Source organism: Rhodococcus sp. A14 (assembly GCF_011603105.1).
Lineage (GTDB): Bacteria > Actinomycetota > Actinomycetes > Mycobacteriales > Mycobacteriaceae > Rhodococcus_F > Rhodococcus_F opacus.
Map to the genome: position 1 here is coordinate 1 of NZ_JAAOQS010000146.1, position 19,647 is coordinate 19,647.

The following is a 19,647-nucleotide window of genomic DNA, read 5'->3' on the forward strand; positions in this document are numbered from 1 at the left end:
GCTTCTCCCCGGCCCGCTCGAGCATCCGCAACATCAGATACCGGGCACGGGTCGGTCCGGACCGGTCCAACAGTCCGTCGAACGATTCCAACCACTCCGTGGTCTCGTCCGGGTCGATATCCGGCAGGTAAGACGCAACACCCTCACGGATGACGCGAACGCGGCCGTCGGAACCCGGGGTCGCACTGGGGTTGGAAGGTTGGGCCGCTCCGGCGCCGGGTGTGGCGGAATCCGGTTGAGACGCGGGTCCCTGGATCAGGTCTGACAACGTTGCTCCTCATTGTGGTGGGACGCGCGGTGTGGCGTCCTCTCCATGCGATCGCGGCCTTGTTAGGCCCGACCCATCTCCTTTATGAATATGGCGCGACCCTTATCTTTCACCATCGCGGCGCAGTCGGCACACTGTGTTCGGGTTACTCTCCGGTAGCGTTTGCGCAGATCCGGGGCCGAATGTTGAACTTGTCGATGTCGTCGAAAACATGGGGGAGACGAATGCGCACGTCGAGGCGCCGCTGGGGGCCGGCGAGTGCTGCCGTCGCGGCGATCGTCGGTGTGGGCGTCATCGCCGGATGCGGCGGCGCCATCGAGGGGACCGCGCAGCAGAACGATTCTCAGGCCGCCGAGTACGCCGCGGAGGCGACGTCCTCATCGGTGGCCGCGTCGTCCTCACAGAAGGCCGCAGCCGAGCGGGAGGCGCTCGTGGAACAGTGCACGATGTTCGTGAACCGTGCCGGCGACACCATCGACACCTACAACGCCTTCATCGACGCCGCCAACGCCGATGCCGCGGATACCGGCGCGAAGGCGAGCGCCGCGGCGGCGGCCCTTCGGGCGGCGGCCGACGGTGCGAACGCCGCCACACCCACGCTTCCTACCGAACTGACCGGATTGCTCACCGATTACGCGAACAACTATCGGGAACTCGCGGCCGCCGTCGACGGCGGGCAACGCGGCGACATTCTGAACACGCTCGCCAGCCGTGGAGACGAGCTCAGCGACGCGATTCGGGCAGCCTGCCCCACATCGTGACTCCCGCACCGTAGGCTCGGTCGATGACCACGCATCACTACTTTCTGAGAAAAATTCGCGTGGTCGGCTTGCGCGAAAGCGTTCGAGCATGTTCGCTTTCACCTAATTGATCTTCATCCGGCAGGTGTTCGGGTATCCGAGCACCGTCAACAAAAGGAGGACCCCACCGTGGTCGCCGCGGCGGACGCCCAAAACTACGCTCAGAAACTCGGGATCACTGCCGACATGGCGGTACAGGAACTGGGCTGGGACGAGGACACCGACGACGACCTGCGTGCCGCGGTCGAGGACACCATCGGTGGAGAACTGCTCGACGAGGATTCCGACGAGGTGATCGACGTCGTGCTGCTGTGGTGGCGCGACGAAGACGGAGACCTCGTCGACGCCCTCATGGATGCCATCGGCCCCCTGGCCGACGAGGGATTCGTGTGGGTCCTCACCCCCAAGACCGGTCAGCCCGGTCACGTCGAGCCCAGCGAGATCGCCGAGTCCGCACCTACAGCCGGTCTCACCCAGACGTCGGCGGCTAACCTCGGGGACTGGTCGGGAAGCCGTCTGGTTCAGCCGAAGTCGCGTCCCGCGAACAAGCGCTGAGCAGTCTCACTTTTCGTTCACTCACCTAAGGATCACGTCATGCCGCTCGAGGTGGGCACCACCGCCCCCGATTTCACTCTCAAGGATCAGAACAATCAGGAAGTGACGCTTTCCGATTACCGCGGAAAGAAGAACGTCCTGCTCGTGTTCTACCCCCTCGCGTTCACCGGAACGTGTCAGGGTGAACTCTGCAAGGTTCGCGACGAACTGCCGAAGTTCGAGAACGACGAGACTGCGATTCTCGCGCTGTCCGTCGGTGCGTCGCCGACACACAAGATCTGGTCCGCCGAGCAGGGATATACCTTCCCGCTGCTCGCCGACTTCTGGCCGCACGGTGCGGTCGCGCAGCAGTACGGCGTCTTCAACGAGAAGCTGGGCTTCGCGAACCGCGGCACCTTCGTCATCGACAAGGAAGGCGTCATCCGGTTCGCCGAGATGAACGGGCCCGGAGAGGCCCGTGACCAGGGAGCTTGGGAGAAGGCTCTCGCCACGCTAGAGTCCTGATGCGCATCCGGCGAGGTTCTCGCCGGATGTTCGGGCGTGTAGCTCAGTGGTAGAGCTCTGGTTTTACACACCAGCGGTCGGGGGTTCGAAACCCTCCGCGCCCACCGTCAGGCAAAGCCCCGATCTGCGTTTCCGCGCGGGTCGGGGCTTTCTCGATGCCGGTGTTCGCGCCGCTGCCGCGGTCGGCTGCCGCTCACCTCGTCTCACTCCTCGGTGAGTTCCATGAGCTGTTCGGCGGCGGTGATGTTGCCGTTGTCGGCGAGGCGGCGAAGTTCGTTCATGTCGCCGAGTTCGGTAGCGACTTCGATGAGCTGGTCGGCCGCGTCGGAGCTGCCGTTGTCGGCGAGGCGCCGGAGCTCGTCCATGTCACCCCGCTCGCCGGCGAGCTCGATCAGGATGTCCACCGCTGTGGCGTCACCGTTCTCGGCGCGCTCGCGCAGGACGGACAGGTCGGATTCAGTCATGATGTACTTCCTCTTCTCGATCGAGTTTCTTCGTGTGCCGATCCCGGAGCTCGTCGCGATGCGTGTGCCACTCGTCCAGCAGGGCGGGAAGTCGCTCGCTGAGGAAGTCGGCCAGCGCGACCATTTCCTCGAGTGGGGCGCGGCGTTCGGGTGGAGCGTCGGCCAGCAACGCCAATCCCTCCCGGAACAGCGCCGCATGCTCCCGGTGGAGGGCGGAATCGAAGTTCTGCGGTTGCTGACTCGCCGGGTCCAGGCTCACCCGGTCCACTCGCTCGCCGGCCACACGGGTTCGCCGCGCCATCCGATAGCCCTCGAGCAGCTTGACCGCCCCGGTGATGGCGCTCCGGCTCGCCAGCAACGCCTCGCCCAGTTCGTCGATCGTCTGTTGCGGCGGATCGCAGACGAACAGGTATCCCAGCAGCCGTCCCGCCATCGGCGGGAATCCGTACTGGCGCGCGTAGAAGCGGCCGACATGGTCGGCGAAGATCAGCTGTGTGTCGGACGGCACAGTATCGAAGATAGCAGTTCTGACTGAAATGACACAGATTTGTGTCATTTCAGTTCGGCTGCGGTGCTGTGACCGGTTTCGTGAAGTTAACCTGTTCATCGCCCGGACCTCCGCCTGCAGTGGCATATTCCTGACATGCCCAGGTACAAGGTGACGCTGCGGAACGGCACGTCGAGCGACAAGACCTTCGAATCAGACTTCCAGGCCGTCAACGAGACGCACCGGCCCACCGAATCCGGGGCGGGCATCGTGAAGATCGACCGCTACGAGGAGGACGGGGAAGTGACCGGCGTCTGGTCCGCGCCCGCCACGAGCCGCACGTCCCGCACGTAGCCCGTCAGGTTGCATCGCGCGAGACCGCGGAGCCGCGGCGATCGAGTTCGGCCTCGAATGCTGTGATCCGGCTCGTGACTCCGCGGACCGTTTCGCAGCCGTAGTCGTTCGCGATCGACTCCCCGAGCAGGGCTCGGTGCTCATCCAGCTGGGCGAGCAGTTCGTCGTCGCCGAGCTTCGTCAGGTCGCTGCACACCTCTCGATCGTCCCAGGCGCAGTCGGCGAAACCAATGCCTCACACGAATGTCCACCGGACGCGCAGAACCCCGCCGGGCCACGTGGGTGTGTTGAGTCAGCACCGAAGATGTGAGCAGGGCGGGGCCGTGCGCCGCCCTGAATGGGGGGAACGAGGCGGCATTTACCATGGTAGGCGCAGGAAAGGGCGCTTGGCGAGATACTCAGCAGAGTTTCAGGAATCCGACATTCCGACCGGAACGGGTGCGCGTTCGCAGCTGCCGACGGATTGGTGAGACGCACACGCTATTGCGCGGGTTTCCGGCGAATTGGTGCGCAATTGTCCACCCGGCTAGCGCGCGCGAGTGCCCGGACCCACCGTGTCGTAGGCCTCGGCGAGGAGCGCGGCCAGCGTGTCGTCGAGCTGATCGTCGGAGGTGATCGTCAAGCGGTGCGTGATCACCGTCTTCGTGGTGGGAAACGCCTCGCGCAGCTGGGGGTGATGGACGCGCCGGCGCAGGTCGAGGGCGATCTCGAGCCGCGACGAATAGATGAACGCGGCAGCGAAGACGCGGGCACGAGCCCACGCGATCTCCGTCCGGTGGACTCGCTCGTCCACCTCCCCGCACGCGAGAACGAGGTCACGGAACTGCAGTAGGCGCTCGGTGGCGTCCGGGTCCTTGCCTGCCAGGTACTCGTCGATCGCGGCACTCATGGGACGCTCCTTTACATCGCCTGCAACGTTAGTTGATACAAATATCGGCGTGCATCGAACCTCCCGTCCCGCCACCGCGCGTGTTGCCGGACTGCTTCTCGGCTTCGCCGCCGACCGTGTGTTCGCCGATCCTGCCCGGTGGCATCCCGTGGCCGGATTCGGCCGCACGGCAATGGCATTGGAGAAGGCGACGTACCGCGACTCCCGGTCGGCCGGGATCCTGCACGTGGCCGTCCTGGTCGGCGGAGCGGCGGGTCTGGGGGTCGCCGCGACGCAGGTGGCGCGGCGCGGGGGATGGGCAGGCGAGGCGGCCGGAACGGCCGCCGCGACGTGGGCCGTGCTCGGCGGAACGTCGCTCGGACGGACCGGATCGACCATGGCCGCACACCTGGAGGCGGACGATCTTGCCGCCGCCCGCTCCCTGCTGCCGTCGCTGTGCGGTCGCGACCCCAGCGTGCTCGGCGTCGACGGGCTCACGCGGGCGACGCTGGAGTCGGTGGCCGAGAACACGTCCGACTCGGCGGTCGGGGCATTCGTGTGGGGCGCGGTGGCAGGCATCCCCGGACTGTTCGTCTACCGGGCGTCCAACACCCTGGACGCGATGGTCGGGTACCGCTCGCCGAAGTACCGCAACTTCGGCTGGGCGGCGGCGCGGTGGGACGACGTCCTCAACCTGCTGCCCGCCCGCCTGACGGGTGCGCTGACCGTCGCGGCCGCACCGACGGTCGGCGGGTCGCCGAACGAGGCGTGGGAGGCGTGGCGACGCGACGCGTCCCAGCACCCCAGCCCCAACGCGGGCGTCGCGGAGGCCAGCGCGGCGGGCGCACTCGGGATCTCACTGGGCGGGCGCACCGAATACGCGCACGGCGTCGAGATGCGACCCGTCCTCGGCTCCGGGGCGTCGCCCCGGCCCGTCGACCTCGACCGTGCGGTGAAGCTGTCCGCCGCGGTGCAGGGCGGCGCGGCGCTGGTGTCAGCGGCCCTTGCCGTAGCGGTCGGCCAGCTTCGCTTCCGCCGCCGTCCGAGGAGTTGATTCCACCGGCTTGCTTCGGGTGAACGGCTTCTTCCGGGCCACCGGTGCGGGAGCCGGAGCGGAGGCCTCGGAGGTCTTCGCGGACTTCTCCTTGCGGCGTTCGCGCCACTCCGCGCGGATGAAGTAGGCCAGGCCGAGTGGGGCCATGATGCCGAACGCCAGCCACTGCAAGCCGTACGACAGGTACGGGCCCGCGTCGAGTTGCGGGAGCGGGATGGTCCCGAGGCCGCCGGGCTGATCGGGTTCGAGTTGCACGTACGCGTCGACGAGGTCGGTGCCGATGAAACCGCCGATCTGACCCGCGTCGATGTAATACACCTGGCGGAGCCCGTTCTCGTCGATCGGCTCCTTGCCGGCGATGGTGCCCTCCGACTTGCGGACGCGACCGTCGAGCGTCACCGGCCCGGCCGGTGGCGGATCCACCGGCGGCGGCTCGGTTCCCTGGACCGGTCGGACGTAGCCGCGGTTGACCAGGATCGTGCGACCGTCCGTCAGTTGCAGCGGGGTCAGGACCTCGTAGGCGGGCTGCGATTCGATGGACCGCAACCGGACCAGCAGGTCACTGTTCTGGACGTAGGACCCGGTCGCGGTGACGCGGCGCCACTCGTCGTCCGGATTCGGGGCCGCGCCGGACAGCAGGGTCTCCAGCGGAACGGGGTCGGCGTCGACCGAGTCGGCGATCAGCTGGTTCCGGTGCTCCGTCGACGTGTTCTTGCCGAGCTGCCACGGCGCGAGCACGTAGAAACACATGAATGCGAATCCGGCGACCACCAAGGCCAACACCAACCAGCCGGGTCGCAACAGAAATCTCAGCCTTCGCACGCCTCCACGGTAGCCGCTCGCAGGTGGGGACCCTGATCGTGGGTTACCGGCTGCGCACCCAGTCGAGCAACCCGGGCACCGCGGCCTCGATCTGCAGGCGGACCCGTTCGAAGTCCTCGAGGTCGCCGTAGAAGGGGTCGGGGACGGACGACGTGTCCGCGTCCGGGTCGAAGCTGCGCAGCAACCGGCGGCGTTCGTCGGGCACCCCCATGTGGGCAAGCTCACGGTCATGGTTGGCCGCCAGTGCGACCACCAGATCGGCGCCGAGATGGAACGGTCCGACCTCCGCGGCCGTGTGGCCCGTCGGGTACCCGTTCAGCTTCAGGGTCTCGTTGGTGCGGATGTCGGCCTCGCGGCCGACGTGCCAGCCGTGGGTCCCGGCGCTGCTCACCATCACCCGGTCGTCGAGGGCTTCCCGGCGGAGGTGTTCGGCGAAGATCTTCTCAGCCATGGGGGAGCGGCAGATGTTGCCGGTGCACACGAACGTCACGTGCAGCGGGGTGTCAGGCTGCGGCATCGAGCAGCTTCCCGAGGTGGGCGACGGTCTCCGCCGTCGTGTGCGCGCGCTCGGCCTCGGCCGGGAAACCGTAACCCCACTCGACGAACACCGCGGGGATACCCCAGTGCGCGGCACCGAGGACGTCATGGTCACGGTCGCCGACCATCAGGACGTCGGGGGTGGCGCCCTCGGCGGCGGCGACTCCCAGGTTCCGGAGGGAGTGGGCGATCACGTCCGACTTGGCGCGGCGACTGCCGTCGTCGCTGGCGCCGCCGATGAACTCGAAGTAGTGGGCCAGCTCGAAGTGTTCGAGGATGCGGATCGCGAACCGTTCGGACTTCGACGTGGCGACGGCGAGCCGTCGGCCGCTGTCGCGGGCATCGATCAGCACCTTCTCGATGCCGTCGAAGACGGCATTCTCCGCCCACCCCACGCTGTCGTAGCGCTCGAAGTAGGCCGCGATCGCCTGCTGCACGACGTCTTCGTCCAGCCCCATCGACCGGAACGTGTCGATCATCGGCGGGCCGATGACGGCGTCGATCATCTCGTCGGTCGGTTCCGGCTGCCCGATCGTCGCGAGCGCATGACGGAACCCGGCGTGAATGCCGGGCGCGGAGTCGGTGAGCGTGCCGTCGAGATCGAACAGCACGATCGGAGCCGACAGGGCCGAAGGGGCGGAGGACGGGGAGGTGGAGAGAGATGTCACCGGACCATTGTCCCTTAGGCTCGACGGTTGTGGACATTCGTGCCGGTAGCCGGGAGAGCCTGCGTCACCACGGAGACGTGGATGCGGGGCCCGGTCTCCTCGATTTCGCAGTGAACGTGCAGGGCGACGGGCCCCCGGAATGGCTGCGACTGCGCCTCGCGGACGCGTTGCCGCGCCTGGGCTCCTATCCCACCGTCGGGGCCGATCGCGTCGCCCGGACCGCCGTCGCCGCCCGGCACGGCCGCTCGCCCGAGGAGGTGCTGCTCCTCTCGGGTGGGGCCGAGGGCTTCTCCCTGCTCCCGCGGCTCGGGGTCCGGGAGGCGGCACTGATCCATCCGTCGTTCACGGAACCGGAGTGGGCCCTGCGGGAGGCGAACGTGCCCGTCACGCAGGTGCTCCTCGACGACCCGTACGTCCTGGATGCCGCCGCGGTCCCCGACTCCGCCGACCTGGTGGTGATCGGCAACCCGACCAACCCCACCTCCGTGCTGCACCCGGCGGAGGAGATCCTGCGGCTGCGCCGGCCCGGCCGGATCGTCGTGGTCGACGAGGCGTTCGCCGACGCGGTGCCGGGTGAGGTCGAGTCGCTCGCCGGTCGTTCGCTGCCCGACGTACTGGTGCTGCGCAGCCTCACCAAGACGTGGGCACTGGCCGGGCTGCGCTGCGGATACGCGCTCGGCTCCCCGGAGATCCTCGAACGCCTGCAGGTGGGGCGGGCGCACTGGCCACTGGGAAGCCTGCAGGTGGAGGCGATCGCCGCATGCAGCGAACCGGACGCCGTCGCCGCCGCCCGGGAGCACGCCGTCGTGCTGGGTGCGTGGCGGGACTACCTGATCTGGCGGCTGAACGAGATCGGCGTCGCGGTGCACCAGCCCGCCGTCGCACCGTTCCTGCTGCTCCGACTGCCGGACGGCGAACTCGTGCGGAAGCAACTGCGCGAGCGGGGCATCGCCGTGCGGCGGTGCGACACGTTCCCCGGACTCGGTCCCGACTTCCTCCGGGTCGCGGTGCGACCCCGTGAGCAGACCGATGTCCTGATCGACGCGATGAAGGAGATCCTGTGAATCCGGTGCGTCTCGCCGACGTGATCGCGACCCTGGATGCGGCGTACCCGCCCGCCCTCGCTGAATCGTGGGACTCCGTCGGACTCGTGTGCGGCGACCCCGACGACACGGTGACGACGGTGACGATCGCGGTCGATCCGACCGCCGCCGTCGTCGACGAGGCGATCGACGCCGGCGCCGACCTTCTCCTCGTCCACCACCCACTGCTGCTGCGCGGCGTCGACACCGTCGGCGCCCACACGCCGAAGGGCGCACTCGTCCACAAGCTGATCAAGACCGGATGCGCCCTGTTCACCGCGCACACCAACGCCGACTCCGCGGACCCCGGCGTCTCCGACGCCCTGGCCGCGGCACTCGGACTCACCGTCACCGGACCGATCGACCCGCACCCCACCGAGAACCTGGACAAGTGGGTCGTCCTGGTCCCGGCCGGCGACGCCGATACGGTGCGGCGCGCCCTGTTCGACGCGGGCGCCGGGCACATCGGCAACTACCGCGACTGCAGTTGGTCCGTCACCGGGCAGGGCCAGTTCCTCCCGACCGACGGTGCGAACCCCACCCTCGGCGCGGTCGGTGCGCTCGAACGTGTCGAGGAGAGCCGGGTGGAGGTGATCGCTCCGCGCGGCATCCGGCAGAACGTGCTCGCCGCGATGCGCGCCGCCCACCCGTACGAGGAGGTCGCGTTCGACGTGTTCGAGATGGCGACGTTCCCCGGACCCCGCGGACTCGGGCGGGTCGGGGAGCTGCCCGACCCGCTGTCGCTGCGGGACTTCACCGACCGGGTGGCGGACGCGCTGCCCGCCACGACGTGGGGCGTGCGGGCCGCGGGCGACCCCGAAGCGACGATCCGCACCGTCGCGGTGTGCGGCGGCTCCGGCGACTCGTACCTCGACGCCGTCTCCCGACTCGGCGTGGACGCCTACGTCACCGCCGATCTGCGACACCACCCGGCGGACGAGCACCTGCGCGCCGGGGGGCCGGCCCTGATCGACGTCGCGCACTGGGCGAGCGAGCAGCCGTGGTGTGACCAGGCCAAGGGCGTCCTCGACACCGCGTTCGGCCATACACCGGATTGGCAGGTTCGGGTGTCGGCCGTACGGACCGATCCGTGGTCGGTCAGCGCGTCGCCGTCGTAGCGCCGTCCGGCCGAAACCGGTGATCCGCCGGGGTACGGTTGACACCCAGCAATCTGCACACAAGAACCCTTCACAGAAGACAGCAGGAGTTACCACGCGTGAACGTCGAACCACAGGTGCAGTCCAAGCTTCTCGACCTCGCCGGCGTCGATGCGGAGCTGTCGAGGATCGCCCACCGACGCACCGCGCTTCCGGAGCGTCAGGAAGTCGAGCGGCTCGAGGCGGAGCGCGTCACCCGTAAGGACGCGGCGGTGGCCGTCGAAATCGTCCTCGACGATCTCGACCGCGACATCCGCAAGCTCGAAGGTGAGGTCGACGCCGTCCGTCAGCGCGAGGACCGCGACCGCACGCTGCTCCAGAGCGGAACGGTCGGATCGAAGCAGCTCACCGAACTCGAACACGAACTCGGCAGCCTCGTCCGCCGTCAGGGACTGCTCGAGGACGAATTGCTCGAGGTGATGGAACGGCGCGAGGCGTCGCAGTCCGACCACGACCACGCCGGTGCGCAGTTGTCGCAGATCGAGGAAGACCTCATCGACGCCGCCCGCCGCCGGGACGACGCCGTCGCGGATCTGGACGCCGCCGAGCAGCGCTGCATCCGCGACCGCACAGCGCTGGCCGACCAGTTCCCCGCCGACCTGATCGCCGTCTACGAGAAGCAGCGCAGCCAGAACGGTGTCGGAGCGGCGCTGCTGCAGGCCCGGCGCTGCGGAGCGTGCCGCATCGAACTCGACCGCGGCGAGATCTCCCGCATCACCGCCACCGCACCCGACGTCGTGGTGCGCTGCTCGGAATGCGGCGCGATCCTGGTGCGCACGAAGGAGTCGGGTCTGTGAGTGCCGGTCGGGTCGTCGTCGAGGCCGACGGTGGTTCGCGCGGCAATCCCGGACCCGCCGGCTACGGCGCCGTGGTGTTCGACGCCACCCACGGCACCGTTCTCGCGGAACGCAAGGAGAGCCTCGGGATCGCCACCAACAACGTCGCCGAGTACCGGGGCCTGATCGCCGGTCTCGACGCCGCCGCCGAACTCGGCGCGTCCGAGGTGGACGTGCGGATGGACTCCAAACTGGTGGTCGAGCAGATGTCCGGGCGCTGGAAGGTGAAGCACCCGGACATGATTCCGCTGCAGCGCCAGGCGTCCACACTCGCCCGGCAGTTCGATTCTGTGACGTACACCTGGATTCCGCGGGCGGAGAACGCGCACGCCGACCGCCTCGCCAACGAAGCCATGGACGGCGCCGCCGGCGATTCCGACGCCGAACCGGAACCGGCTGCCGTCCAGCCGGAGAAGGCCACCCCCACGGCACCCGGCTGGATGGACACGACGGGCGCCCCGACCCGGATGCTGCTGCTCCGGCACGGGCAGACCGCGCTGTCCGTCGACCGGCGGTACTCGGGTCGCGGGAACCCGGCCCTCACCGAGATCGGGCAGGCCCAGGCGAACGGCGCGGCCGCTCGACTTGCAGGCAACAGCGGAATCGCGGCCGTGGTGTCGTCCCCGCTGGGACGCGCGCAGCAGACCGCGACGGCGGCGGCGAAGGTGCTCGGACTCCCGGTCACCGTGCACGAGGGCCTCACCGAAACCGACTTCGGCGAGTGGGAGGGCCTCACGTTCCGGGAAGCTGCCGAGCGTGACCCCGAACTGCACCGCAAGTGGTTGTCGGACACGTCGGTGTGCCCGCCCGCGGGGGAGAGCTTCGACGAGGTGCGGGAGCGCATCCTGAAGGTCCGCGACGACCTCACCGCCTCCTACGCCGGCTCCACGATCCTCGTGGTCACCCACGTGACCCCCATCAAGACCCTGTTGCAGTTGGCGCTCGACGCGGGACCGTCCCTGCTGTACAAGCTGCATCTGGATCTGGCGTCGCTGAGCGTCGCCGAGTTCTATCCCGACGGCGGCTCGTCCGTCCGCCTGGTCAACGACACCTCCCACCTGTGAGTACTTGTTAACCGCGGGCGGTTAACAAGTACTCACAGGCCCAGAGGGCAACGACCGCGGCGAGCAGGGTCAACGGCGTGGTCACCAGCGCGAGAAGCGTGAACGTCCGGAGATCTGCGGGAGATCCGGCGCGCGCGGCGACGCGCCGCCACAGCATGATCGCCAGCGACCCCACGTACGTGAGGTTGGGGCCGAGGTTCACACCGAGCAGCATCGCCAGCACGAGTCCGGTCGGAGCGTGCGGTCCGAGCGCTGCCAGCAGGAGCAGCGTGGCGGGGAGGTTGTTCACCAGGTTCGCGGCGACCGCGGCGACGACGGCCATCGTGAGCAACGCCGTGAACGACGTGTCGGTCGGCAGTCGCGTGGCGATCCATTCGCCGATCGGACCGTTCGCGACCCCGGCCACGACGACGCCGAGGATCAGGACGAACCCGCAGAACCACACGTCGATCGAATACACGATCCGGCCCACGCTGGTCCGGCCGTCGCGCAGGGCGACGACGCCCAGCACGATCGCCCCCGCCGCGGCCACCCACGCCGGTGCGACCCCGACGAAGCCGGACACCGCGAACCCCAGGAGTGTGGCCGCGATGATCGACAGTGCGACTACCGGCGCCGGCGGGTCACGTTTCGGCTCCGGCTCGGCTTCGGGCCGGACGAGGTGCCGCCGGAAGAACACTCGGAACAGGATCAATTCGACGAGGATCGCCACGGCCCACGGCAGCGCCATCACGGCGGTGAAATGCAGGAAGCTCAACCCGGTCGCCGAGAACGCGATGAGGTTCGTCAGGTTGGAGACGGGCAGCAGGGTCGACGCGGTGTTCGACAGGTGCGCGGTGGCATACGAATGGGGGCGCGGATCCATCCGCAGCGAGCGGGCGGTGGCGATCACCGCCGGTGTCAGCAGGACCACCGTGGCATCGAGGCTCAGGACCGCGGTGGTCAGCGCCGCCGCCGCGAACACGAGAGTCAGCAACCTCTTCGGATCCCCCCGCGCCCCGCGCCGCAACCGGCCCGCGATCCAGGTGAACACCCCCATGGCGTCCGCGAGGTGCGCAAGGACGAGGATCGCCGCCAGGAACCCGACGGTCGGGGCCATCTCCGACACTTCGTCCCAGGCCTCCGCCGGCGTCACCAGACCGGTGGCGAGGACGACGACCGCGGCCGGTGCGGCCGCGACGATCTCGGGCAGCCTCCGTGGACGCACGACCGCGAAGACGAGGACTCCGGCGACGAGCGCCACCGCCAGAACTGTCACCGACGGGTCACTTCAGGAGTTTGTGGAGGGTGCGCAGATTCCGGGTCGTGGTGAACGCTTTGAGCTTGGGAGCGCCGGTGCTCTTGCCGAACCTGCTCTTGAGCGTCATACCCCGTTCGACTTCCCAGTACAGGACGCCGTCGCCGGCCTGCACTCGTTCGACCTCCGGATCCAGCTCGCCCCCGATGCTCAGAAGGGTGTCCAGGACCTCGGGTTCGGGCGTCACCAGCACGTACGGGTGCCAGCCTTCTCGCTCGGGGTCGAACGGGTAGTCGTCGACGATCTGTCGAACCGTGTCGAGGTCGAGGACGAAAACCCAGGCTTCGTAGTGGAATTCGGCACGCAGCCCGGATTCGATCTCACTCTTCAGTGCGGGGACGTCGTCACGGTCGGAATCGAACAGCACGTTGCCCGACGCGAGGACGGTCTTCACGTTCTCGAATCCCAGATCGACGAAGGTGCTGCGGAGGTCGGCCATCTTGATGTTGATGCCGCCCACATTGATGCCGCGCAGGAGGGCGGCGTATCGGGTCATGATCAGACCATAGTGCGGCGGCATGACACGTTCGCGCGAACTGTAGGCTGATCGGGCGGACGAGTTGGCCGGGCGACCGCGGCACAGGGAACCAGCACATCAGTGCACAGGCCCTGAGTCGAGGAAAGTCCGGACTCCACAGAGCAGGGCGGTTGTTAACGGCAACCCGAGGTGACTCGCGGGACAGTGCCACAGAAAACAGACCGCCGACGCCACATCCTCCGGGGTGAGGCGTCGGTCAGGGTGAAACGGTGCGGTAAGAGCGCACCAGCACCCCGGGTGACCGGGGTGGCTAGGTAAACCCCGCCCGGAGCAAGGTTGAAGGCCGCACCGGATCCTCCGGGTCCCGGTGCGGCTGCGCAGGTGTCCGAGGGCTGCTCGCCCGAGCCTGCGGGTGAACCGCTCGAGGTACCCGGCGACGGTGTGCCCAGATGGATGGTCGCCACCCGGCGCTTCGGCGCTCGGGGACAGGATCCGGCTTACACGCCAACTCGTCCGCCTCACCCGTGCGCCGGTCGGCGAGGTCTCGATCCTGACTGGCGAGTAACAAACAGACCGGTTAGCATCTTTCCCGCAACGGCCCGACTGACCCGAATCGGGGTCGATGCCGGGGCCCGTCGCCCACGTCCGTGGGCGATGGGGCCCCTCTATCGGCGGCAGTAGATGTTACTCGTGATAGCGGTAACATCTGTCCATGGACTTGCCCCACGACATCGCCGGCTCCGGCCCCACCCTGATACTCGTGCACGGGGTGGTGCATCGCCGGCAGGCCTGGAACGCCCTGCTGGATCAGTTGACGCCCTATCGCCGAGTGGTCACCGTCGACCTTCCGGGACACGGAGAATCGGCGGCACTCGAAGACGGCCCGGACATGATGGATCAACTCCTCGAGGAACTGAGCGGGTTCGTCCGCTCGGTGACGCCGCCCGGCGAACGGCCCCACGTCGCCGGAAACTCGCTCGGAGGCTGGCTGTCCCTCGCGCTGGCGGCCAGGGGCGAGGTCGCCTCGGCCACGGCGCTCTCACCGGCCGGCTTCTTCGTCAACCACGCCGATCAGGCCCGCACCATCTACACGTTCCGGGCCCTGCGCGGACTCGCCCGGGCAATGGGTCCGAACGCTCCGAAGGCTTTGCGATACAAGGCTGTCCGCTATCCCTCGCTTGCCGCCTTCTTCGCACGGCCCAGCCGGGTGCCGTACGAGGATGCCGTGGTCGACGCGCACTCGCTCACCACCAACGCCCTGGTCGACAAGGGGGTGACGGCCTCGTTCGATCTTCCGCCGGTCGTCGACGCGACGGTTCCGGTCACCGTGGCGTGGGGGCGCCGCGACCTGATTCTGCCGGTGTATCAGGCACGGCGGGTGCGCCGATTCCTCCCGCAGGCGCGGATACTGGTCCTGCCCGGCATCGGGCACGTCCCGATGACCGACGACCCGAATCTGATCAGCACGATTCTGCTCGGCGGCAGCTCGGCGACTTCCGGCGATTCCCGGAACTGACCTCGGCCCTACCGCGCCTCGGCGACGACGACGGCGCCGAAACCGAAGAGGACCGTTCCTGTGATCCGATCCAGGACCCGCCGCACCGACGGCTTCTCCAGCGTGGTGCGGGCACGGGTCAGCAGAAGGCTGTACGCGCCGAGCCAGACGATCCCGAGGAGCCCGTGAACGAGCACGAGCAACGCCAGGGTCGGGGCGGTCGGCCACCCGGGCGGAACGAGCTGGGGGAGCAGGCCGGTGTAGAACACTGCGATCTTCGGGTTCAGGAGGTTGGTCAGGAACCCGGCCCGCCAACTCGACCCCGGCGACGGAACCTGTGCCGGTCCGGGCGCGGCGGTGCGTTGTCGCGACCGGCTGCGCCAGAGGGTGGAGAGGCCCAGATACGCCAGGTACATCCCGCCGACGATCTTCACGACGGTGTAGGCCTCCGCGGAGGCGGCGAGCACCGCGCCGAGCCCGACGACGGTCAGCGCGCCCCACACCATCAACCCGGCGACCACGCCGAACGTCGCTCGCAGCGCGGCGCCGCGTCCACCGGACAGGCCGGCGCGCGTCACCACCGCCATGTCCGGACCCGGAATGACGGTCAGGAGACCGAGCACCGCGAACGCGGTCATCACGACACCGATCATCGGCCCAGTATGTCGGGCGCGCTCAGCGCAGTGAAATCCAGACTTGTGACTTGCCGAGCACGGTGTGCCCGTCGAACGTCACCGTCAGGTCGATCCTCGCAGTGCCCGCGGCCTCGTCGACCTGTGCGGCCTTCGCGACGACCTCGACGACCGCGCCGTCGTCCGGGGCGACGATCACCGGCTTGGTGAAGCGGGCGCGGTATCCGGTGACCCGTGCCGGGTCGCCGAGCCAGTCGACGACGCACTGCGTCGCCAGTCCCAGCGTCAGCATTCCGTGCGCCAGCACACCGGGCAGGCCCACGGCGTTCGCGACGTCGTCCCGGTAGTGGATGGAGTTGAAATCACCGGACGCCCCGGCATAGCGGACCAGGGATTCCCGGGTCACGTGATATCGGGCCTTGGCGACGGTGTCGCCGAGCATGATTCGCTGCGGCGACGTCATTCCTCCCCCCTGACGAACAGCGTCGACGTCATGGTGCTCACGTGATCGCCTGCGGCGTCGAGGATCTCGATGTCGGCGACGAGCAGTGTATGCGGACCGCGTGACGTCACGTTCGTGACGGTGAGCACCGCGGAGAGTTCGTCGCCCGCGACGACCGGGCGGATGGACGTGGCGTGTTCGGTGCTGTGCACCAGATTGACCGGCTCGATTCCCGACGTCGGATCGGCGACGAGCTGCGCCAGTGCGCGTTCCTGCACGATGACGGGAAACGTGGGCGGGGCAACGAGATCGGCGTGACCGGCGGCGCGGGCACTGCTGACGTCGAAGGACGTCGGGTTGGTGGCGAAGACGGCGCGGGCGAATTCCCTGATCTTCTCGCGGCCGACGAGGTAGGGCTCGGTCGGCGGATAGACACGACCCTCGATCGCTGGATTCACTGCCATCAGGTCAGCCTAGAGACGTCCCGTCCCCAGGGCAGGGCGAAGCGTTCGGAGAATCGTCACGAATGTGTCGCGGACGTGCCTGCCCGCTCACGTCGAAGCCCCCGCCGGACAGGTCCGGCGGGGGCTTCGACGTATCGACTGATCGACAGCCGTCAGACGGGATCGACCATCAGCAGTTGGGCCCAGTAGGTGGCGCCTTCGGCACCGAGGTAGGGAAGTAGCTGATCAAAAATGATCGTTGACATGCTCGCTCCATTCTCTGTTCGGGCACTGCGCCGGGAGGCGAGCCATCGGCACCGCACTGACCGGCGCCGGGGACCGTATCACCGGACAGGACTCCGAGGGTAACAGTATGAGCGTGATCCACAACCCCACACGTCCCACCGGTGCCACACTGAGGGCATGACTGACGAAGATCATCTCTGGTACTACAACGTCGAGGACGGCACGGTCACGCAGGGGAAGGCGGCATCGTCGATGTCCCGGATGGGCCCGTACCCCGATCGCGCGTCCGCCGAGAAGGCGCTGCAGATCGCCGCGGAGCGGAACAAGGCGGCGGACCGGGCAGACGAGGAGTGGAACAACTAGCGTTGTCGAGAGGGTGTGCGTGAGGTGCCGATGAGTCGTTTCGTCGCGCGCGGAATCGATTTCGGCACCGTGCGCACCGAATTCCACCTGCCGGAGGGGTATCCGCCCGCGGCGGTCGCGCAGGCGCGGGCGGCGTCCGACCGGTACGCGTCCGAGCGGGAGGACCGCACCGATCTGGCGTTCGTCACCATCGATCCGCCCGATTCCCTGGATCTCGATCAGGCGCTGCATCTGGAGCGGACACAGGTCGGATTCGTCCTGCACTACGCGATCGCGGACGTCGGCGCCGTCGTGGAGCCCGGTGGGGTGCTCGACGTGGAAACCCGCAAACGCGGGCAGACGTTCTACCTCCCCGACGGCAAGGTGCCGCTGCACCCGAAGGAACTCTCCGAGGGATCCGCGAGTCTTCTCCCCGACGAGGACCGCCCGGCGGTGGTGTGGCGGATCGAACTCGACGAATCGGCCACACCCTTGTCCTGCACGGTGTCCCGTGCGACGGTGCGTTCCGTGGCACGGCTGGACTACGCCGGGGTGCAGGCCGATTCGGAGGCGGGGAGACTGCATCCGTCCATCGCGTCGCTGCCGGAGTTCGGCCGGCTCCGCACGGCGGCGGCGGTGGCGCGCGGAGCGATCGAACTCCGGCTCCCCGAGCAGGAAGTGGTGCCGGACGGCGACGGCTGGCGGGTCGACCTCGCGCCCCGCACGGAGGCCGACGACTGGAACGCCGAGGTCTCGCTCCTCACCGGAATGTGCGCCGCGGACATGATGCTCGACGCGAAGGTCGGGCTGCTCCGCACCCTGCCGCCCGCCGGACCGGACGCGGTCGAGGCGCTGCGACGCACGGCGTCGGCATTGGGGATCGACTGGCCGGAGAGCGTCGGCGTCGGTGAACTCCTGGCGCGGCTCGACCCTAATTCGGCGTCGACGCTGGTGCTGATGACCGAGGCGCCGTCGCTGCTGCGGGGCGCCGACTACGCGGCGTTCGACGGCGCCCTGCCCGAATTGACCACGCACGCCGCCATCGGCGCCCCGTACGCCCACGTGACCGCGCCGCTGCGCCGGCTCTCGGATCGGTACTCGACGGAGGTGTGCCTCGCCGTCACCGCCGGAACGCCGGTGCCGTCCTGGGCGCGGGACGCCCTGGGTTCGATGCCCGAGATCATGGTCGGCTCGGATTCCCTCGCGAGCAAGATCGACCGTGCCTGCATCGACCTCACCGAAGCGACGGTGCTCGCCGACCGGGTGGGGGAGACGTTCGACGCGACCGTGCTGCGGTCACGGAACGGCAAGCGCACCGCGGACGTGTTCGTCCCGTCCGTGTCCGTGATGGCGAAATGCGTGGGCGACCCGGCCGAGGGCGAACAGGTGAAGATCAGGCTCGTCTCCGCCGACGTCGCGAAGCGGACCGTCGAGTTCGGTTACCCCGCATAGCGCGTCAGTCGCGGAACCGGTCCGTTGCCTCGACGAGGTGATGCACGATGCCCGGCTCCATCGCCGAGTGTCCCGCGTCGTCGACGATCTCGAGCCGCGAACCCGGCCAGGCCCGGTGCAGCGCCCACGCACTGGTCGCCGGGCACACCACGTCGTAGCGCCCCTGCACGATCACGCCCGGAATGCCGTCCAGCGCGGCGGCGTCCCGGAGAAGCTGACCCTCGTCGAGGAACCCGCGGTTGTGGAAGTAGTGGTTCTCGATGCGGGCGAAGGCCAGCGCGAACCTCGGCTGGGACGTCTCCACCACCCGTTCCGGTTTGGGGAGCAGCGAACTCGTCGCGCCCTCCCACGTGGACCACGCGACCGCGGCCCGCGTCGCGACGTCGGGATCGTCGGACTGCAGGAGCCGGTGGTAGGCCTCGACGAGGTCGCCACCCCGCTCCGACTCCGGCACCGGCGCCAGGAACTCCTCCCACAGTTCGGGGAACAGATGTCCGGCACCGCCGTTGTAGTACCAGTCGATCTCGCTGCGGCGCAGCAGGAAGATGCCGCGCAACACCAGCTCGGTGACCCGGCCGGGATGCTTCTGGGCGTAGGCGAGAGCCAGCGTGGAGCCCCACGACCCGCCGAAGACCTGCCACCGGTCGATACCGAGATGGCTGCGCAGCAACTCCACATCGCCGAGGAGACGGTCGGTGGTGTTGACCGACAGATCGGCCCCGTCGGCGACGTGGGGTGTGGAACGGCCGCATCCGCGCTGGTCGAGCAGCACGATCCGGTACACCTGCGGGTCGAAGAACTGTCGTTGCGCGGGATCGGTGCCGCCGCCGGGCCCGCCGTGGAGAAACACGACCGGCTTCCCGGCGGGGTTCCCGCTCTGCTCCCAGTACATCTGCTGACCGTCGCCGACGTCGAGATGCCCGTACTGGTACGGCTCGAGCGGCGGGTACAGGGTGCGCAGCTGGGTCACGTCGGCCTCAGAACCCGATCAGGCCGGACGCCAGATCGGGGATCACCAGAGCGGTCACCGCTTCCTGCCGGATGCCGGGGCAGGCCGCCGTCGTGATGACGTCGATCCGGCCCCGGTCCTGCAGGAAGTCGAGCGCGTTGAGGTTGTTCTTCGCGATCCACGTGCCGACCAGACCGTTCAACCCGGTCTTGCCGATGGTCGGGGTGTAGGTGCGCCAACTCTGCAACTGACCTTCGAGGTCGGTGCACAGCTGGGCGGCCTGCGCCTCGGTGACACCACCCGGCACCAGGCCGGGGCCGGGAACCGCGGTGGTGGCCGGGGGTGGGGTGG

27 protein-coding genes, 1 tRNA gene and 1 other RNA gene are annotated in these 19,647 nt (G+C 68.6%); 14 read left to right on the forward strand and 15 right to left on the reverse strand.

Going from position 1 to position 19,647, the window contains the following annotated elements; translation table 11 throughout:
- Nucleotides 1-268 (reverse strand): hypothetical protein (locus G9373_RS40815; protein ID WP_167120641.1); only part of this gene is annotated, 268 nt, incomplete at its 3' end.
- A 224-nt stretch (nt 269-492) separates the two neighbouring features.
- On the opposite strand from G9373_RS40815, the gene G9373_RS40820 reads away from it, so the two are divergent.
- From G9373_RS40820 to G9373_RS40835, 4 genes are all read left to right on the forward strand, one after another.
- Nucleotides 493-1,029, forward strand: coding sequence for a hypothetical protein (locus tag G9373_RS40820; RefSeq protein WP_005562267.1), 537 nt, complete (start codon nt 493-495; stop codon nt 1,027-1,029).
- 168 nt (nt 1,030-1,197) lie between these two features.
- Entirely contained in the window at nt 1,198-1,623 is a 426-nt protein-coding gene (locus tag G9373_RS40825; RefSeq protein WP_005247829.1) for a DUF3052 domain-containing protein, read from the forward strand.
- 39 nt (nt 1,624-1,662) lie between these two features.
- The gene (locus G9373_RS40830; RefSeq protein WP_005247827.1) at nt 1,663-2,127 is read left to right on the forward strand and encodes a peroxiredoxin; all 465 of its coding nucleotides are present in this window, start codon (nt 1,663-1,665) and stop codon (nt 2,125-2,127) included.
- Nucleotides 2,128-2,159: 32 nt separating this feature from the next.
- A tRNA-Val gene (locus tag G9373_RS40835) sits at nt 2,160-2,231 on the forward strand.
- 99 nt (nt 2,232-2,330) lie between these two features.
- Here G9373_RS40835 and G9373_RS40840 read toward each other — a convergent pair.
- Complete coding sequence (locus G9373_RS40840; RefSeq protein WP_005247825.1) at nt 2,331-2,591, reverse strand: hypothetical protein; 261 nt, start codon at nt 2,589-2,591, stop codon at nt 2,331-2,333.
- Nucleotides 2,584-3,099 (reverse strand): hypothetical protein, encoded by a 516-nt coding sequence (locus tag G9373_RS40845; protein WP_005567698.1) that lies wholly within the window; start codon nt 3,097-3,099, stop codon nt 2,584-2,586. The genes G9373_RS40840 and G9373_RS40845 overlap by 8 nt, the downstream gene beginning before the upstream one ends.
- Nucleotides 3,100-3,234: 135 nt before the next feature.
- Here G9373_RS40845 and G9373_RS40850 point away from each other — a divergent pair, with 135 nt between their 5' ends.
- Nucleotides 3,235-3,432, forward strand: a complete 198-nt coding sequence (locus G9373_RS40850) for a hypothetical protein (protein WP_005567696.1) — start codon at nt 3,235-3,237, stop codon at nt 3,430-3,432.
- 4 nt (nt 3,433-3,436) lie between these two features.
- On the opposite strand, the gene G9373_RS40855 is transcribed toward G9373_RS40850, so the two are convergent.
- Both G9373_RS40855 and G9373_RS40860 read right to left on the reverse strand, forming a co-directional pair.
- Complete coding sequence (locus G9373_RS40855) at nt 3,437-3,628, reverse strand: hypothetical protein (RefSeq protein WP_005254278.1); 192 nt, start codon at nt 3,626-3,628, stop codon at nt 3,437-3,439.
- A 330-nt stretch (nt 3,629-3,958) separates the two neighbouring features.
- Entirely contained in the window at nt 3,959-4,321 is a 363-nt protein-coding gene (locus G9373_RS40860; protein WP_005247817.1) for a DUF5655 domain-containing protein, read from the reverse strand.
- 49 nt (nt 4,322-4,370) lie between these two features.
- Here G9373_RS40860 and G9373_RS40865 point away from each other — a divergent pair, with 49 nt between their 5' ends.
- On the forward strand, nt 4,371-5,354 hold the full coding sequence (locus G9373_RS40865; RefSeq protein WP_167120643.1) for a cobalamin biosynthesis protein: 984 nt from the start codon (nt 4,371-4,373) through the stop codon (nt 5,352-5,354).
- Here G9373_RS40865 and G9373_RS40870 read toward each other — a convergent pair.
- From G9373_RS40870 to G9373_RS40880, 3 genes are read right to left on the reverse strand one after another with little or no spacing between them, the layout of a single operon-like run.
- Nucleotides 5,295-6,176: an SURF1 family protein gene (locus G9373_RS40870; protein WP_043790269.1), complete on the reverse strand. Its 882-nt coding sequence runs from the start codon at nt 6,174-6,176 to the stop codon at nt 5,295-5,297. The genes G9373_RS40865 and G9373_RS40870 overlap by 60 nt on opposite strands.
- A 43-nt stretch (nt 6,177-6,219) precedes the next feature.
- Nucleotides 6,220-6,693 (reverse strand): low molecular weight protein-tyrosine-phosphatase, encoded by a 474-nt coding sequence (locus G9373_RS40875; protein ID WP_005254274.1) that lies wholly within the window; start codon nt 6,691-6,693, stop codon nt 6,220-6,222.
- Nucleotides 6,680-7,381, reverse strand: a complete 702-nt coding sequence (locus G9373_RS40880) for an HAD-IA family hydrolase (protein ID WP_005567691.1) — start codon at nt 7,379-7,381, stop codon at nt 6,680-6,682. The genes G9373_RS40875 and G9373_RS40880 overlap by 14 nt, the downstream gene beginning before the upstream one ends.
- On the opposite strand from G9373_RS40880, the gene cobC reads away from it, so the two are divergent.
- The 4 genes from cobC to G9373_RS40900 all read left to right on the forward strand — a co-directional run bounded on the left by cobC (nt 7,375) and on the right by G9373_RS40900 (nt 11,520).
- A complete protein-coding gene (gene cobC, locus G9373_RS40885; RefSeq protein WP_054248483.1) occupies nt 7,375-8,445 on the forward strand; it encodes an Rv2231c family pyridoxal phosphate-dependent protein CobC in 1,071 nt (356 codons plus the stop codon). The genes G9373_RS40880 and cobC overlap by 7 nt on opposite strands.
- Nucleotides 8,442-9,581 (forward strand): Nif3-like dinuclear metal center hexameric protein, encoded by a 1,140-nt coding sequence (locus G9373_RS40890; RefSeq protein ID WP_005567684.1) that lies wholly within the window; start codon nt 8,442-8,444, stop codon nt 9,579-9,581. The genes cobC and G9373_RS40890 overlap by 4 nt, the downstream gene beginning before the upstream one ends.
- A gap of 98 nt (nt 9,582-9,679) precedes the next feature.
- Entirely contained in the window at nt 9,680-10,417 is a 738-nt protein-coding gene (locus G9373_RS40895; RefSeq protein ID WP_005254270.1) for a C4-type zinc ribbon domain-containing protein, read from the forward strand.
- Complete coding sequence (locus tag G9373_RS40900; protein ID WP_167120645.1) at nt 10,414-11,520, forward strand: bifunctional RNase H/acid phosphatase; 1,107 nt, start codon at nt 10,414-10,416, stop codon at nt 11,518-11,520. Before G9373_RS40895 ends, G9373_RS40900 begins: the two co-directional genes overlap by 4 nt.
- Before the next feature lie 7 nt (nt 11,521-11,527).
- On the opposite strand, the gene G9373_RS40905 is transcribed toward G9373_RS40900, so the two are convergent.
- Both G9373_RS40905 and G9373_RS40910 read right to left on the reverse strand, forming a co-directional pair.
- Nucleotides 11,528-12,778 carry an SLC13 family permease gene (locus G9373_RS40905; RefSeq protein WP_043790267.1) on the reverse strand — a complete coding sequence of 417 codons (1,251 nt, stop codon included), beginning with the start codon at nt 12,776-12,778 and terminating at the stop codon, nt 11,528-11,530.
- 7 nt (nt 12,779-12,785) lie between these two features.
- Nucleotides 12,786-13,313 (reverse strand): DUF1697 domain-containing protein, encoded by a 528-nt coding sequence (locus G9373_RS40910; protein WP_206033612.1) that lies wholly within the window; start codon nt 13,311-13,313, stop codon nt 12,786-12,788.
- Nucleotides 13,314-13,373: 60 nt separating this feature from the next.
- Between G9373_RS40910 and rnpB the strand changes: the two genes are divergently transcribed.
- Together rnpB and G9373_RS40920 are read left to right on the forward strand one after the other, a co-directional pair.
- Nucleotides 13,374-13,811, forward strand: an RNA gene (gene rnpB / locus G9373_RS40915) — RNase P RNA component class A.
- Nucleotides 13,812-14,007: 196 nt separating this feature from the next.
- A complete protein-coding gene (locus G9373_RS40920; protein WP_005254266.1) occupies nt 14,008-14,811 on the forward strand; it encodes an alpha/beta fold hydrolase in 804 nt (267 codons plus the stop codon).
- Between the two features lie 8 nt (nt 14,812-14,819).
- Here G9373_RS40920 and G9373_RS40925 read toward each other — a convergent pair whose 3' ends face one another.
- From G9373_RS40925 to G9373_RS40935, 3 genes are read right to left on the reverse strand one after another with little or no spacing between them, the layout of a single operon-like run.
- Nucleotides 14,820-15,443: a LysE family translocator gene (locus G9373_RS40925; protein ID WP_005567679.1), complete on the reverse strand. Its 624-nt coding sequence runs from the start codon at nt 15,441-15,443 to the stop codon at nt 14,820-14,822.
- 22 nt (nt 15,444-15,465) lie between these two features.
- A complete protein-coding gene (locus tag G9373_RS40930) occupies nt 15,466-15,885 on the reverse strand; it encodes a MaoC/PaaZ C-terminal domain-containing protein (protein WP_005567677.1) in 420 nt (139 codons plus the stop codon).
- Complete coding sequence (locus G9373_RS40935) at nt 15,882-16,328, reverse strand: MaoC family dehydratase N-terminal domain-containing protein (protein ID WP_167120650.1); 447 nt, start codon at nt 16,326-16,328, stop codon at nt 15,882-15,884. The genes G9373_RS40930 and G9373_RS40935 overlap by 4 nt, the downstream gene beginning before the upstream one ends.
- A gap of 402 nt (nt 16,329-16,730) precedes the next feature.
- On the opposite strand from G9373_RS40935, the gene G9373_RS40940 reads away from it, so the two are divergent.
- Nucleotides 16,731-16,916 carry a hypothetical protein gene (locus G9373_RS40940; RefSeq protein ID WP_005254262.1) on the forward strand — a complete coding sequence of 62 codons (186 nt, stop codon included), beginning with the start codon at nt 16,731-16,733 and terminating at the stop codon, nt 16,914-16,916.
- Between the two features lie 30 nt (nt 16,917-16,946).
- On the forward strand, nt 16,947-18,347 hold the full coding sequence (locus tag G9373_RS40945; protein ID WP_037203218.1) for an RNB domain-containing ribonuclease: 1,401 nt from the start codon (nt 16,947-16,949) through the stop codon (nt 18,345-18,347).
- 4 nt (nt 18,348-18,351) lie between these two features.
- Here the strand turns inward: G9373_RS40945 and pip are convergent, their stop codons facing one another.
- Together pip and G9373_RS40955 are read right to left on the reverse strand one after the other, a co-directional pair.
- The gene (pip, locus tag G9373_RS40950) at nt 18,352-19,317 is read right to left on the reverse strand and encodes a prolyl aminopeptidase (protein ID WP_167120652.1); all 966 of its coding nucleotides are present in this window, start codon (nt 19,315-19,317) and stop codon (nt 18,352-18,354) included.
- A gap of 7 nt (nt 19,318-19,324) precedes the next feature.
- Nucleotides 19,325-19,647, reverse strand: a 323-nt coding sequence (locus tag G9373_RS40955) for a hypothetical protein (protein ID WP_167120653.1), incomplete at its 5' end; no start/stop codon positions are given.

Coding starts and splice junctions, on each gene's coding strand:
- G9373_RS40820 (WP_005562267.1), top strand. CDS start 493: ATGCGCACGTCGAGGCGCCGCTGGGGGCCGGCGAGTGCTGCCGTCGCG.
- G9373_RS40830 (WP_005247827.1), top strand. CDS start 1,663: ATGCCGCTCGAGGTGGGCACCACCGCCCCCGATTTCACTCTCAAGGAT.
- G9373_RS40840 (WP_005247825.1), bottom strand. CDS start 2,591: ATGACTGAATCCGACCTGTCCGTCCTGCGCGAGCGCGCCGAGAACGGT.
- G9373_RS40850 (WP_005567696.1), top strand. CDS start 3,235: ATGCCCAGGTACAAGGTGACGCTGCGGAACGGCACGTCGAGCGACAAG.
- G9373_RS40860 (WP_005247817.1), bottom strand. CDS start 4,321: ATGAGTGCCGCGATCGACGAGTACCTGGCAGGCAAGGACCCGGACGCC.
- G9373_RS40875 (WP_005254274.1), bottom strand. CDS start 6,693: ATGCCGCAGCCTGACACCCCGCTGCACGTGACGTTCGTGTGCACCGGC.
- cobC (WP_054248483.1), top strand. CDS start 7,375: ATGTCACCGGACCATTGTCCCTTAGGCTCGACGGTTGTGGACATTCGT.
- G9373_RS40910 (WP_206033612.1), bottom strand. CDS start 13,313: ATGACCCGATACGCCGCCCTCCTGCGCGGCATCAATGTGGGCGGCATC.
- G9373_RS40920 (WP_005254266.1), top strand. CDS start 14,008: ATGGACTTGCCCCACGACATCGCCGGCTCCGGCCCCACCCTGATACTC.
- G9373_RS40925 (WP_005567679.1), bottom strand. CDS start 15,443: ATGATCGGTGTCGTGATGACCGCGTTCGCGGTGCTCGGTCTCCTGACC.
- G9373_RS40930 (WP_005567677.1), bottom strand. CDS start 15,885: ATGACGTCGCCGCAGCGAATCATGCTCGGCGACACCGTCGCCAAGGCC.
- G9373_RS40935 (WP_167120650.1), bottom strand. CDS start 16,328: ATGGCAGTGAATCCAGCGATCGAGGGTCGTGTCTATCCGCCGACCGAG.
- G9373_RS40940 (WP_005254262.1), top strand. CDS start 16,731: ATGACTGACGAAGATCATCTCTGGTACTACAACGTCGAGGACGGCACG.
- G9373_RS40945 (WP_037203218.1), top strand. CDS start 16,947: ATGAGTCGTTTCGTCGCGCGCGGAATCGATTTCGGCACCGTGCGCACC.